This is a genomic window from Arcobacter arenosus (assembly GCF_005771535.1).
Classification (GTDB): domain Bacteria; phylum Campylobacterota; class Campylobacteria; order Campylobacterales; family Arcobacteraceae; genus Halarcobacter; species Halarcobacter arenosus.
The window spans coordinates 520819-535012 of sequence record NZ_VANU01000001.1 but is presented as its reverse complement, the minus strand read 5'-3'; the positions used below and the strand labels follow the sequence as shown (position 1 = coordinate 535012).

The following is a 14194-nucleotide window of genomic DNA, read 5'->3' as shown; positions in this document are numbered from 1 at the left end:
TATAAGGAAGATTCCTTATACATATTATTCTTGATCGTCTGTTAATTCTTCTTTAAATTTCTTTTCATCAAATGTTAAATTTAAATGTTCGCAAACGTGTTTAATATCTCTTTCTGCATTTCCTAAACATGATGTTGCTCCTGGAGATGGTGTCATATTAAATAAAATTCCATCACCTGGGTTAATTGATGCTTCACCAAGCATTAGTTTTTGTTCATCTTTATTAAGAACTTGTGGTCTAACTCCTCCAAATCCTTTTGCATATTCAATATCATCTACACTTAGAGATGGAACAATTTTTCTAGCATCTTTTACAAATAGTTTTTTGTTTATTCCAGGAACTTCAAATAAGAAGTTTCTAAATACATAATTTCTAATATCTGAATCTTTTAATAAATCCCAGAAAATTTTAATTGTATTTCCATCGATATTCATTGTTTTTAAACATTGACCAAAAGATTTAAAAATACCTTTATATCTTTCAAGAACTAATAAAGCTAAAGCTGTAGGTCCAAATCTAGTTTTACCATCACAAAGAATATCAGGGTCACCGTGTAATGCAGCAAATGGTAATTTTGGATTTTGTACCATATATACTTTACCATTTAAAAATTCACCACTTGTAATATAAAATGATCCTGCCATTGATAAAGAACCCATATGTTTACCATAACCCATTTTATGAGCTAAGTATAATGAATGTGCTCCAGCATTTACAACAACAAAATCAGCAGTGAATACTGAACCACTAGTAGTAGTTAATTTAAATTTACCATTAACTCTTTCTATCTCTTCAACTTCTGCATTATAAAAAATATCAGTTTTTGCTTCTTCTTCTTGTGCAGCTTTTGCTAACTCTTTTGTCATTGCACCAAAGTCAACAGTAGTATATTCACTTTGTGTTCCCATTGCAATGATTGGTTCAGGTCTATCTTTTGTTTGCTCTTTATCTGCATAAACAAGTTTTGGCTCAAGTTCTCTTAATTTCTCTTTATCCCATAATTCTAAATAAGGGAAAAGTTCTTTAAATTCTTCATATCTATTTTTAATAAATTCAACTTCTTTATCCCCAACACCTAATGCCATTTTTTGATGAGCAAACATAATTTTATCTTGTAACCCTCTCATTAAGTTAAACTTAACAATCATATTTGCTGTTCTTTTTGTAATTTTTGCTTTGTCAAGTGTATAGTTAGTCTCAATATCACCAACGTGAATTGTTTGAGAATTACTAGTCCCTTTTGAATTCAAAGTTGCTAAATCTTCATATTTTTCTAACATACAAATACTTTTTGCATCTGTATATCTTGCTAGTTCATAGAATAAAGCAGCACCTGAAATACCACCACCTACAATAACTACTTCATAATGTTTAGTATCCATCTATACCGTCCCTGTTGTACATATTTTTGATTTCAAAGATGATTTTAGCAGAATATCGAGTAATTTTACTAAGAAGGTTAATTCAATTTTCTTTTAATGCTAAAATTATGCGTTATAGTAACATTTTGTTCATTTTTCCTCAATTAAACTTATACACAATATGTGTACAAATGAAACAATTTTATGTATATTTTAACATTAATTTTTATTTTGTACAATTTTTGTACATGGCTATAAAGTTTTGAGTATAAAACTTTATAAACTTAACTTAACTAACTATTAGATATAATCTGCGATTTATAGAATTAAGAACAAAATACAATTTAAGGTATTAAATAATGGATTACAAAGATAGTTTACTATTACCAAATACAAAATTCCCAATGAGAGGGAATTTACCTCAGAATGAGCCAAAGAGATACGAGCTTTGGGATGAAAATAAAGTTTACGACAGAATGAAAGATAATAGAAAAGGGAAAGACTCTTTTACACTTCATGATGGTCCTCCATATGCAAATGGTCATATTCATATTGGACATGCATTAAATAAAATCTTAAAAGATATAATTGTTAAATACCACTATTTTAATGGTAAATCAGTTAGATATGTTCCAGGTTGGGATTGTCATGGTCTTCCAATTGAACAAAAAGTTGAAGAGAAAATTGGGTCGACAAAGAAAAAAGAACTTCCTAAATCAAAAATTAGAGAGTTATGTAGAGCTCATGCTTCTAGATTTATTGATATTCAAAGAGATGAGTTTAAAAAACTTGGTGTAACAGGTGACTGGGATAATCCATACCTTACAATGGATTTTAAATTTGAAGCAAATATTTATAGAGAACTTTGTGCAATTGCAAAACAAGGTTTATTAGTTCAAAGAAGTAAACCTGTTTATTGGTCATGGGCAGCTCAAACTGCACTAGCTGAAGCTGAAGTTGAATATGAAGATAAAACTTCTCCATCTATTTTTGTTGCATTTAAACATGAAAAGTTAGATGCAAGCGTAATTATTTGGACAACAACTCCTTGGACACTACCTGCAAATACAGGTATTGCTTTAAATGGTGAAGAGGAATATGTATTAACTTCAGATAAATTTATCGTTGCACGTAAACTTTATAACTCTTTAGTTGAGCAAGAAGTAATTTCTGGTGAAATAGTAGAATCAGTTAATCCAAAAGAATTAGAAGGCACTCATGCAATTAATCCTTTAAATGGAAGAGAATCAAAAATCATTTTAGGTGAACATGTTGAAATGGATGCTGGTACAGGTGCCGTTCATACAGCTCCTGGTCATGGTGAGGATGACTATAAAGTAGGTTTAAGATATGGACTTGATGTATTAATGCCTGTTGATGCTGAAGGTAAATATGATGAAACTATTGTTAGAGAAAAACTATTTAATGATACTGATAAATATTTAGGTGTTCATGTATTTAAAGCAAATACAATGATTTTAGAAGAGTTAGGTGAAGCTTTATTAAAACATGTTGATATTAGACACTCATATCCACATTGTTGGAGAACTCATAAACCAATTATTTTTAGAGCAACTAAACAATGGTTTATCTCTATTGATGATGAGTATGGTGAGCAAAACAAAACATTAAGACAAAATGCCTTAGATGTAGTAAATAATTTAACTTTCTACCCAGAGTGGGGAAGAAATAGATTAAAATCTATGTTAGAAGGACGTCCTGATTGGTGTATCTCAAGACAAAGAGACTGGGGTGTGCCTATTGCATTTTTTAGAAATAAAAAGACTGATGAAATCATTTTTGATGAAAAAGTATTAAACTATACTGCAATGATTTTTGAACAAAAAGGTTGTGATGCTTGGTATGATTTAGAGATTTCTGAATTATTATATCCAGGAAGTGGATTAAACCCTGATGATCTAGAAAAAACAATGGATATCTTAGATGTATGGTTTGATTCTGGTTCAACTCAAAATGCTGTTTTAAGAAGTAGAAATTATGATGCAGGTACATTCCCAGCTGATATGTATTTAGAAGGAAGTGACCAACACAGAGGTTGGTTCCAATCTTCACTTTTAACAACTCTAGCTTCTTCTGAAATAGCACCTTATAAATCGATTTTAACACATGGATTCACTGTTGATGAAAAGGGTGAAAAAATGTCTAAATCTAAAGGTAATGTTGTTGCACCTGAAAAAGTTATGAAGCAGTATGGAAGTGAAATTTTAAGATTATGGGTTGCAATGAGTGATTATCAATCAGATTTAAAAATTTCTGATAATATCTTAAAACAAAATGCTGAGCTTTATAGAAAGATTAGAAATACAGCAAGATTTTTACTTGCAAATGTTAGTGACCTTGAAGAGATTGTAGCAATTGATAAAATGGGACCACTAGATAAGTGGGTTTTAAATAAAGCTAAAAAAACATTTGATGAGATTGAAGCAGCATTTTCTATTTATGAATATTCTAAAGGTTTAAATAAATTAAATAACTTCTTAGTTGTTGATTTATCAGGTATCTATTTAGATGTATGTAAAGATAGATTATATTGTGATGATAAAAATGATATTCATAGAATTGCATCTCAAAGTGCAATGGCAATTATCCTTAAAAAATTAATCTCAACTATTGCATGTATATTAACTTATACAATGGATGAATTGATTGAATATGCTCCATCATTTATAAAAGGTGAGGCAAAAGATATCTTTGATTTTGATAGGGTTGAACTTCCTGAAGTTGAAAGCAATCTTAATGAAGAGATTTTATTATTAGCTAAAGAAAAGTTTAGTGAAGCTATTGATACACTTAAAAAAGAAAAAGTTATTAAATCAACTTTAGAGTTAGAAATTTATACTACTTCAAAAGATATCTTAGATTTAGAAAGAGTTGAAGCTGAAGATTGGTTCTTGGTTAGTTCTATTACAAGTGAAGCGCAAGAAGATGTTTTAGCAAGTTTTGAAATTGAAGATGTTAAATTCACTGTTGCACGTGCAAAAGATGCTAAGTGCCCTAGATGTTGGAAGTTTACTTCAAAAAGTGAAGAAGAACTTTGTTCAAGATGTGAAGAAGTATTAAATTAATATGTTTGAACAAGAAGTTACATTAACATTTATTTTTTCTACAATAGCAGTGATATTACTTTTCACTGCTATTGGAATAGTTTATGTAAATAAAAAAGCAAAAGAGGTAAAAGAAAAAGATGATGCCATTTAGCGATGAAGATCTAAGACCACCAGTTAGTTCAATTGTTGAAAAAAAAATAGCACCTATGCTAGCACGTGATGGTGGAGCTATTCAACTTTTAGATATAATTAATGGAAGAGTATTTATACAATTACAAGGTGCTTGCGTTGGTTGTAGTGCTAGTTCAAGTACTTTAAAATTTATAGTTGAGAAAGAATTAAAATCAGCAATCCATCCTGAATTGGAAATAGTAAATGTTCCTCAAGGAATGGAAAAAAATTTACAGGAGCTTTAATGATAAATGAGAGTAGATTATTGAATGAAGCAAATTCATTTTTTCTTGAAAGGAAATTTGATAAGGCTTTATTTCTATATTCACAACTATCATCAAACTTTCCAAGCAATAGAGAATATCCAGTTTATGCCTTATTCTGTGATATTGCAAGTGAAGATGAAGAAAAAGCTTTGTCTTTATTTGATTATTTTAGTGTTGCTAAGAATGAAAATATTGAAGAAGCACTTTCTTATGTAGAAGATACAATAAATGCATATGATGGTGATGTCGATAAGATGATGGAAATTCTCTCAGATTTAACAAGTTCGACAATTGATAATCTAGATGCGATTAGATATGAAGATTTTAAAAAATTGATTGAATCTCGTGGTTCTTTTAAAATAGCTTTTGAAGATATAATGTTTTCTACAAAAGTTGCAATTGAATCAAAAGAGGATTTTTTTGATTTTGTTAATAGATTAATTGATAATGATTTTAATAGTACAGCATATTCATATTTAGATGGTTTCAATGAGTATTTTGCCTATGATACTAAAATAGAAGAGTTATATAAAAAATTAGAAGAGAAAAAATTTGCAACTAACCATAAACAATAAGATTTATACTGATAATTCACAAGAGGTTGATGAATCAAAAATATTTGTTATTTCAAAACAAAATGAGAAGTTTGTTGAATCTGCAAAACAAAATGGATGTAAAGAGTTTGTTGAAGCTAAAGATTTAAAAAATCATCTTGACATGAGTAGTATCAAGGTTATTGGTATAACTGGAACTAATGGAAAAACTACAACAGCAGCAGCTATATATTCAATACTTCTTGACCTTGGCTATAAAGTTGCTTTACAAGGAACTAGAGGGTTTTTCATAAATGATGAAAAAATGGAAGATTATACCCTTACTACTCCGGTTCAACTTGGAAATTTTGCACATATAAAAAAAGCTATGGATAAGGCTTGCGAATATTTTGTTATGGAAGTAAGTTCCCATGCAATTGAGCAAAAAAGAATTGAAGGTTTAGAGTTTGAACTAAAAATTCATACAAACATCACTAGAGATCATTTAGATTATCATAAAAGTATTGAAGAATATATCAATGTAAAGAACTCTTTTTTAAGTGATGAAACAAAAAAACTTATTAATAAAGATGACCCCGTGGTTAAGTTTAATCCTAAAAATGGATACTCTTATGGTATGGAAAATCCATCAACATATAATGTATCGGCTTACTCATTTAAAAATGGTATGAACGTTATGTTTTCAAAAATTGAGGATATGTACTCATTTTCATCTCCTATGATGGGTATTTTCAATATTTATAATCTTTTAGCTGCAGTTGCTGCAGTTGATATTGTAAGTGAAAAAAATCTTGAAGAGATTTGTGAAGTAGTTGATAATTTTGCAGGGGTTAGTGGAAGAATGGAAACTATAAGTGAAGAGCCTTTTGTTATTGTTGATTTTGCACACACTCCTGATGGTATGAAAGAAGTTTTACAAAGCTTTAATCACAAAGATATCATTGTAGTTTTTGGAGCAGGTGGAGATAGGGATCAAGAAAAAAGACCTCTTATGGGACAAGTAGCTTCTAATTTTGCAAAAACTATTATTGTAACAAGTGATAATCCTAGATTTGAAGACCCTGATTTAATTATTGAAGATATTTGTAAGGGGATTAAAAATAAAGATAACCTAATAATTGAAATAAACAGAAAAGAAGCTATTAGAAAAGCTATAGATTTAGGGAAAGAAAACCCTAATAGTGTGGTTTTAATTTTAGGAAAAGGTGATGAGCCATATCAAATAATTTATGATAAGAAATTTCCTCTTGTTGATAAAGAAGAGGTTTTAAAGCATATTTAATGATATGCTCTTATTAAAACCCCTTTATTATTCTCTTTTGATTTTACATAATAGTTTGTAGGTGTTAAAACTATATCTTCACCTAAAATCTCTTTTATCTTCCAAGATACTTCAAGAACTCTTTCCCTAGAAAGTCCCCTTAACATGTACTCTTTTACTTTTTCAACATAGTTTTTGTTATCATTACTTAAAACTTTTTTCATCCCTTCAAATAATTGATTATCTTCTTTTGACATTACAGGTATTACTTCAAACCTAATTGCATCTTTATTTTTATCTAAAAAAGCTTTAAGTTGTTTTATACATGTTTCATCAGGTTTAGAGTTAGCTTTCTTAAAATCGTAGCATTTTAAAGTATTAAATTTTAAAGAGTTATAGAACTTTTTGAAATTACCTTTTTCTAATATAACCTCTTTTTCGACAATTTGTTTTTGAACTACTGTTTTTATAATCTCTTTTGGCTCATTTTGCTTATTATCAATTGTTTTAAAGTGTTCTTCTTTTTCACTCTTTTTTTCAATTTCATTTTCAACTTCTTTTACAACTTTATTAAGTTCCTCTTTAACAACTTGCTTAATCTCATTTGTTTTTGGCTCTTGTGTATCTGCAGTTTGAATTTGTACTGTTTTTGTATTGAAGTTGTCACTTGTAAATAGATATATTGTTAATATTAAAAGTAAAGCAGCAACTGTAGAAACTAGATAAAGTAAAAGATTTGATTCTTTTTCTTCGTTATGTTCTTTGTCTTTTATAAAAGGGATTTTAACTTCTTCTGTTGTTTTATTTTCCTTTGGTTCTTCTTTTTTTTCTTTTTTCTCAACTTCTTTTGTTTCTTGTTCCTCTTTTTCTCTTGTTTCTTTTATATTTTTTGTTTCTTCTTTTAATTTTTTTTGAATATCTTCTGTACTTAAAGTATTTGTCAAAGCCTCTTTTAACTGTTCTTCTTTATTTTTTTGCATCAATTGTCCTGTTATTAATAATAAGCCTTTAATATAAATCCACTATTATCTTGCTTCGATTTTACATAATAGCTATTTGAAGTTAATATTATATCATTTCCTAGAATTTTTTTCATTTCCCATAAAAGTTCAGAAATTCTTTTAGTAGATACGCCATTTAGTAGTAGGTCTTGAGTGTTTTCGTCAAATTTTTCAAAGGCTTTTATATCCTTTGAACTTAAAACAGGAATAACTTGAAATCTTAAAGCTTTTTGGTTTTCATTTAAAAAACTTTCAAATTTATTAGAACAAACACTTGGAATAGTTGTTGATGCACTTTCATATTCATAACACTTTAAGACTTTCGAGTTTTCACTAAAGTAAAGTTGCTTAAAATTCTTATTTTGTTGATTATTGTTAAGTTTTTCAATTTTAATTTTTAATTGTTTATTTTCTTTTTTTAGTTTTTCTAACTCTTGAGTATCTTTTATTGCAATTTTCTTTATTTTTAGCTCATCAAGCTCTTTTTTGATTCTTTTATTATCTTCATTTAATACAACATTTTCTTTTATAATTTTTTTGTATTTTTGTGTATCATTTGAATTTGTTTTTTCATTTTTTATATCAAAATACATCACTGCAAAATAGATTGCAATAACAGCAAGAATTAATAATAAAATAAAATTTAAAGGTGAATGATTTTCCTCAACTGGGTCTTTATTTTCATTTAAAATTGAATTTAATTCTTTACTAATTTTTGCCATTTTATTGCCTATTTTTTAAATATATATAAAGTATCAGTGAAATAATAGCAAAAAATAATGGAAAAAAGAATAAATAATTTTTTAATGTGACTTTATTGTTTTCTATCTTACTTTTTTCCAAATTATCAATCTCTTGATATATTAAACTTAAGTCCTCTTTGGTGTAGGCAATATATGATTTACCACTTGTTTGTTTTGCAATAGCATTTAGCATAATCCTATTAGATTTTCCAATTCCTACTGTATAAACTTTTATTGAGTATTTTTTCAATAGTTTTATAATCACTTCTAAAGGGATAGTACTTGAATTATCTTCACCATCACTAAGTAATATTATGATTTTAGATTTTGCCTTTGAAGATTTTAGAACCTTAACTGATGTTGCAAGGGAATCAATCATAGCTGTTTTGTCCCCTACAATACCAACTTCTAAGTAATCAATTATTGATTTCTGAGCTTCTTTGTCAAAACTAAGGGGAGTTGCCATCATAACTGAAGTTCCAAAAACTACAATTGCAACATTATCATTGACTCTTTTAGGTAGAAAATCTTTCACAATATCTTTTACAACTGTAAATCTATCTTCATTATGATTTTCTTTGTTTAATCCTAACTCTTTCATAGAGCCACTTGTATCTAAACTTAAAACTATATCTATACCATCATTTTTTATAATTTGGGTGTTTAATTGTTTATAGGGTGAACTAAGAGCTATAACAGAGCCAATAACAACAAAATATTTTAATAGATTAATTAATAAAGTACTTTTGTGTTTACTATTTTCAAATATTTCTAAATGGGGAATTATATATGTTGGGATTTTTGCTTTACAATATATTGAACAAATTATAAATATAGGTATTAAAACTAAAAAGAAAGGAAATTCAAAACGTAAATCAGTAAAAAAATCAAACATCTACATTATCCATAAATCTACCAAATAAAATCTTTACTTCATCACTTAAAGGTGCAACTTCTTTTTTGTATTTAAAAGATTCTAACTCTTCAATAAGTTCATCTGATAGTTTTTTATCCCTTGGGCTAATTGCTAATAGTCTTGCATATTTTGTAATAACATAGGCACTATTTTTAGAATCATTTAAATCTAATTCTTTTAATGTTTTATAATAGTGTTTTCTTTTATCTTTTTTTCTATATTTGAAATATTTATAAAGTAAAAAAATAAATATAAAAAACAAGATTACACCTAAAATCCACAGGGTAAAATAGATATATAATGAAAAATCGGGAATCTCAACGAGTTTTTTTATATCATGTATTTCAATTTCATTCATTATTTCATTAACCTTAATAGTTTAGGTAAAGGGTCTTCATTTGTGTATATTTTTATAAATTTTATTCCACACTTTTGAAAATGTTCATATAGAAGATGGTCATTATTTTTTATCTCTTTTTTATATTTTAAAATTGTAGATTTATCCAATATCCCTTCGAATGTTTTATTTGTACTTGGGTCTACAAGATTTACATTTCCTAATTCAAAAGGATTTTCTTCAAAGGGATCCCTTAATATTATTGATATAATTTCATGCTTTCTACTTAAAACTCTTAAATCTAAGTCTTTTATATTTAAAAAATCACCTATTAAAAAGATGATAGATTTTTTTCTGATTTTTCTAAGAAGTTCATTACAAATATTTTTATAACTTAGATTTTGTCCTAAACTTGGATAGTTGAATATCTTATCACACATTAAATCAACTGAAAAATTTCTTTTTGATTTTTTTGTACAAAGTTGTAATTCTTCATTTGCTATAAAAGAGCTAAATGGGTCACTTTGTTTTACACAGGAATATCCTAAAATAGCACAAATTTCAGTTAATAAATCTTGTTTAAATCTTTTTGAACCAAAATACATAGAACCATTTAAAATTGGAATTATATTTATATTTAGTTCTTTTTGGGCATGGAAAACTTTTACATAGGGTTTTCTAAATTTAGCACTTATAACCCAATCAATTTTTTTTACATCTTCACCATATTCATACTCTTTTAATTCCATAAAATCATAACCTTCACCTTTTAATAAAGATGAGTTATTTCCAATAATTTCTGAAAAGATATTTCTTCTTGTTTTAATAAGTATTTTTTTTAGGTGATAATTCATATCTAACTATTATGGGATATCAATTTTTTCTAAAATTTTTTGAATTAAATCATCAACTTTTATATCCATAGCTTCAGCTTCATAACTTAAGATTATTCTATGTCTTAAAACATTTTTAGCAACTAAAGCAATATCAATTGGACTTACATAATCATTTCCTCTTATAAAGGCCATAGCTTTTACTGCTTTAAACATATCAATAGTTGCCCTTGGACTTGCCCCAAATTGAATATAATCTTTTATCTCTTCTAAATTATAGTTTTCAGGTTCTCTTGTTGCACAAATAATATCAACAATATACTCTTCAAGCTCTTTATCTATATGAACTTTTAAAACCTCTTTTTTTAAATCCCTTAAAGTGTTTTTATCAATAACCTTATTCATTTCAAGAATCTCATTTGCTGAAACTCTTTTTGCTATTTCATACTCTTCCTCTTTTGAATTGTATCCTACCACTATTTTAAACATAAATCTATCAAGTTGCGCTTCAGGTAAAGAATAAGCTCCTTCTTGTTCTATAGGATTTTGTGTTGCTAGTACTAAAAATGGTGCTTCTACTAAAAAAGTATCATCTGCAATAGTAACTTGCCTTTCTTGCATAACTTCTAATAGGGCTGATTGAACTTTTGCAGGGGCTCTATTTATCTCATCTGCTAATAAAAGGTTTGTAAAAATTGGACCTCTTTTTATTTTAAATTCACCCGTTTTCATATCATAAATTTGAGCACCAATAATATCACTTGGCAATAAATCAGGTGTAAACTGGACTCTTTTAAAGTTTAAATCAATTACATTTGCTACAGTTTTAACTGTTGTTGTTTTAGCAAGGCCTGGAACTCCCTCTAATAAAATATGACCATTTGTTAAAAGTCCAATTAATATGGCATCAACCATATCACCTTGACCAATTATTACTTTTGAAATCTCATTTTTTATATTTGAAATTATGTTGTTATCCATTAGTTCTCTTTTTTATTAATTGAGCGTATTTTATCAAAAGGAAAATTTAAAAGCAAAAAGATAAATAGTTTATAAAAAGTAATTTTAAAAGATATGATTAAAAAGTAGACAAAAATTATCCTATTTAATTTTTTATAGGGTGTATAATCAAAAAAATGATTAATAGGTTTTACTACTTTTTAATAATTGTAGTATTGGTAACTGTTCTTAAAAAAGAACCACCCTTTAGGAGGATGACATGAATAGAATTTATGACATAGCCGTTATTGGTGCCGGACCTGCAGGAATCGCAACTTCATGTGAAGCTGTGATTTTTGGTTTAAAAAATATTTTGGTTTTAGAAAAGAGTGATAATCACTCAGATACTATCAGAAAATATTTTAATGACAATAAGCCAGTTGATAAAGACTGGAAAGGGATAGAAGTAGACCTTAAAGGACATATAGATTTTGAAGATGGAACTAAAGAGAGTACTTTAGACCTTTTTGATGATGCCTTAGAAAAAAACCTTATAAATGCAAAATTTAATACGGAAGTTTCTAGGGTTAAAAAATATGGTAATTTATATAAAATCATTACTACAAATAAAGAGATGTATTTAGCAAAAAATATTGTTGTTGCAATTGGTAAAATGGCAAAACCTAATAAACCAAGTTATAAAATACCATCAACTCTTAGAAAAAAAGCAAATCATACAATAGCAGACTGTAAAGGAAATGAAGAAGTTTTAGTTGTTGGTGGTGGAGATAGTGCATGTGAATATGCATATTTTATCCATCAAGATAATATAGTTACTTTTAATTACAGACGTGAGGAGATAACAAAAGCAAATCCAAAAAATGTGAAAAATCTAATGGATTGTGCCCAAGATGGTGAGATTAAACTTATGCTTGGAGTTGATATTGAAAAACTTGAAGATGAAGATGGACAGTTTAAAGTGTTTTATACAAATGGAGAAATTAAAAAATATGATAGGATAATTTATGCTTTAGGTGGAATGACACCAAAAGAGTTCTTAAAAAATTGTAGTGTTCTTTTAGATGAACAGGATAAACCAGTTGTTGATGAACATAATTTAAATTCAGAAGGTATCTATTTAGCAGGTGATATTGCAGGTGATATTGGTGGTTCAATTGCTTTAGCATTAAATCATGGATACAATATTATTAAAGATTGTGCTTATGAAAATGAAATACACCATGCAATAAGTGCATAAATAAAATATACTTTAATTTTCTTCCCTATTTTCAAGCTTTGGTATTAGGGAAGAAAAATATTCTAATAAATAAGTAGATTTCATAATATTTATTTCGTATTCCAATAATCTTGTGCTTCCTTTGAAAGTTTTGATAAATAGTTATCGAAGTCTCTTATATTAACATGTTTTCTCAATGCAGTAGCAACATTAATAATTGCTGTATCTGGTGAAAAATTGTGTTCATGTCTTACAGATTTTACCTCTTTAGTCATCTCTTCTCTATCTTTAAATGGCACTTGTTTCTCTTCCACATCCCATTCAGCAATAAATAAAGCTAGTATTAAGGGAGGAAGTACATATGCAAATTCTATGGCTTCTTTAAATGCAAGTCTTCTTCTAAATGTATGAAATACACCTACAACAATATTATATACCATATGGGTAGTTTGAACATTGCATTCAATAGCAGCATCTTTCATAAATGACTCAAAAACTTGTTGGGCTACTCTATATTCAGGTGGTACTGGCAAATTGGCTCCTAATAATTTATTTGTATATTGTCATTATATTATCAAAATTAATTAAAAAAAATTTTTAATTCATCAATTACTTCATTGGGTTTTTCTTCAGGTAAAAAATGTCCACAAGGCAGTGTCTTTCCTTGTACATTATTTGCATAATCTTGCCAAATTTTAATTACATCATAGGTTTTATTTACAAAACCTTTCTCTCCCCACAAAACCAATAATGGGGTATTTAATTTCCTATTTCTTGTCTTTTCATCATCTATCATATCGATTGATGCTGCCGCTCTATAATCTTCACAGCTTCCATGGATTGAAGCTTCATCATAACATCTTATATACTCATTTATTGCCTTATCATCAAACTTTTCTTCAAAGGCTATATCTTTGTCACTCCATCTTTTAAGTTTTTCTTTTAAATAATATGCTGGGTCATCACCTATCATTTTTTCAGGTAGATAATCTGGCTGAATAAGAAAAAACCAATGATAATATCCCGTAGCAAAAGCTTGATTTGTATTTTCAAACATATGGTATGTGGGGGCTATATCCATAAAACATGCTTTTAAAATTTTTTCTTCATAATCTAAGCAAATCCTGTGGGCAACTCTAGCACCTCTATCATGACCTGCTACATAAAATTTTTTTAATCCTAAATAATCCATTACATTAATCATATCTTTTGCCATAACTTTTTTTGAATAATTTGAGTGGTCTTTTAAGCCTATAGGTTTGAAACTATCACCATAACCTCTTAAATCAGGACAAACAATATAATATTTTTTAGCAAGTTCTTTGGCAACTTTGTGCCACATTGTATGGGTTTGAGGAAAGCCATGTATTAATAAAAGAGCTTCACCTTTTCCTCCATGTAAGAAATTGATTTCACTATTATCAAATTTGATTTTTTCTTCTTTAAAAGTTTGATTAAAAAGCATAAAAATCCTTTTTGGAAAATTTTACTTAAAAATCATAAAAA

General features: G+C 27.8%; 15 protein-coding genes. 6 read left to right on the top strand and 9 right to left on the bottom strand.

The genetic code is table 11. The annotated features are described in order from the left end of the window. Positions 1-24: 24 nt before the first annotated feature. Positions 25-1383: an FAD-dependent oxidoreductase gene (locus FDK22_RS02670; protein ID WP_138151345.1), complete on the bottom strand. Its 1359-nt coding sequence runs from the start codon at positions 1381-1383 to the stop codon at positions 25-27. Positions 1384-1721: 338 nt separating this feature from the next. Between FDK22_RS02670 and ileS the strand changes: the two genes are divergently transcribed. Genes ileS through FDK22_RS02650 form a run of 5 tightly spaced genes read left to right on the top strand, consistent with a single transcriptional unit; the run spans position 1722 to position 6703 of the window. Next, positions 1722-4448 (top strand): isoleucine--tRNA ligase, encoded by a 2727-nt coding sequence (ileS, locus tag FDK22_RS02665; RefSeq protein ID WP_138151344.1) that lies wholly within the window; start codon positions 1722-1724, stop codon positions 4446-4448. A gap of 1 nt (position 4449) precedes the next feature. Next, complete coding sequence (locus FDK22_RS15875) at positions 4450-4581, top strand: hypothetical protein (RefSeq protein ID WP_276309168.1); 132 nt, start codon at positions 4450-4452, stop codon at positions 4579-4581. Then, positions 4568-4846 (top strand): NifU family protein, encoded by a 279-nt coding sequence (locus FDK22_RS02660; RefSeq protein WP_138151343.1) that lies wholly within the window; start codon positions 4568-4570, stop codon positions 4844-4846. The genes FDK22_RS15875 and FDK22_RS02660 overlap by 14 nt, the downstream gene beginning before the upstream one ends. Next, positions 4846-5442 carry a hypothetical protein gene (locus FDK22_RS02655; protein WP_138151342.1) on the top strand — a complete coding sequence of 199 codons (597 nt, stop codon included), beginning with the start codon at positions 4846-4848 and terminating at the stop codon, positions 5440-5442. Before FDK22_RS02660 ends, FDK22_RS02655 begins: the two co-directional genes overlap by 1 nt. After that, on the top strand, positions 5420-6703 hold the full coding sequence (locus FDK22_RS02650; protein ID WP_138151341.1) for a UDP-N-acetylmuramoyl-L-alanyl-D-glutamate--2,6-diaminopimelate ligase: 1284 nt from the start codon (positions 5420-5422) through the stop codon (positions 6701-6703). The genes FDK22_RS02655 and FDK22_RS02650 overlap by 23 nt, the downstream gene beginning before the upstream one ends. Here the strand turns inward: FDK22_RS02650 and FDK22_RS15650 are convergent. The 6 genes from FDK22_RS15650 to FDK22_RS02615 are packed head-to-tail and all read right to left on the bottom strand — an operon-like array spanning position 6700 to position 11493. Beyond that, on the bottom strand, positions 6700-7662 hold the full coding sequence (locus FDK22_RS15650; RefSeq protein ID WP_171012898.1) for a hypothetical protein: 963 nt from the start codon (positions 7660-7662) through the stop codon (positions 6700-6702). The genes FDK22_RS02650 and FDK22_RS15650 overlap by 4 nt on opposite strands. A 14-nt stretch (positions 7663-7676) precedes the next feature. Next, positions 7677-8405, bottom strand: coding sequence for a hypothetical protein (locus FDK22_RS02635; RefSeq protein ID WP_138151338.1), 729 nt, complete (start codon positions 8403-8405; stop codon positions 7677-7679). A gap of 1 nt (position 8406) precedes the next feature. Continuing rightward, positions 8407-9321: a vWA domain-containing protein gene (locus FDK22_RS02630; RefSeq protein ID WP_138151337.1), complete on the bottom strand. Its 915-nt coding sequence runs from the start codon at positions 9319-9321 to the stop codon at positions 8407-8409. Then, positions 9314-9700, bottom strand: a complete 387-nt coding sequence (locus tag FDK22_RS02625; protein WP_138151336.1) for a hypothetical protein — start codon at positions 9698-9700, stop codon at positions 9314-9316. Before FDK22_RS02625 ends, FDK22_RS02630 begins: the two co-directional genes overlap by 8 nt. Beyond that, a complete protein-coding gene (locus tag FDK22_RS02620) occupies positions 9700-10533 on the bottom strand; it encodes a DUF58 domain-containing protein (protein ID WP_138151335.1) in 834 nt (277 codons plus the stop codon). Before FDK22_RS02620 ends, FDK22_RS02625 begins: the two co-directional genes overlap by 1 nt. A 9-nt stretch (positions 10534-10542) precedes the next feature. After that, complete coding sequence (locus FDK22_RS02615; RefSeq protein ID WP_138151334.1) at positions 10543-11493, bottom strand: AAA family ATPase; 951 nt, start codon at positions 11491-11493, stop codon at positions 10543-10545. A 238-nt stretch (positions 11494-11731) separates the two neighbouring features. Here FDK22_RS02615 and FDK22_RS02610 point away from each other — a divergent pair, with 238 nt between their 5' ends. Continuing rightward, positions 11732-12709, top strand: a complete 978-nt coding sequence (locus FDK22_RS02610) for an NAD(P)-binding domain-containing protein (protein WP_138151333.1) — start codon at positions 11732-11734, stop codon at positions 12707-12709. Positions 12710-12798: 89 nt separating this feature from the next. On the opposite strand, the gene FDK22_RS02605 is transcribed toward FDK22_RS02610, so the two are convergent. Both FDK22_RS02605 and FDK22_RS02600 read right to left on the bottom strand, forming a co-directional pair. After that, on the bottom strand, positions 12799-13221 hold the full coding sequence (locus FDK22_RS02605; protein WP_138151332.1) for a DUF2267 domain-containing protein: 423 nt from the start codon (positions 13219-13221) through the stop codon (positions 12799-12801). A gap of 47 nt (positions 13222-13268) precedes the next feature. After that, on the bottom strand, positions 13269-14153 hold the full coding sequence (locus FDK22_RS02600) for an alpha/beta fold hydrolase (RefSeq protein WP_138151331.1): 885 nt from the start codon (positions 14151-14153) through the stop codon (positions 13269-13271). Between the last annotated feature and the right edge of the window lie 41 nt (positions 14154-14194).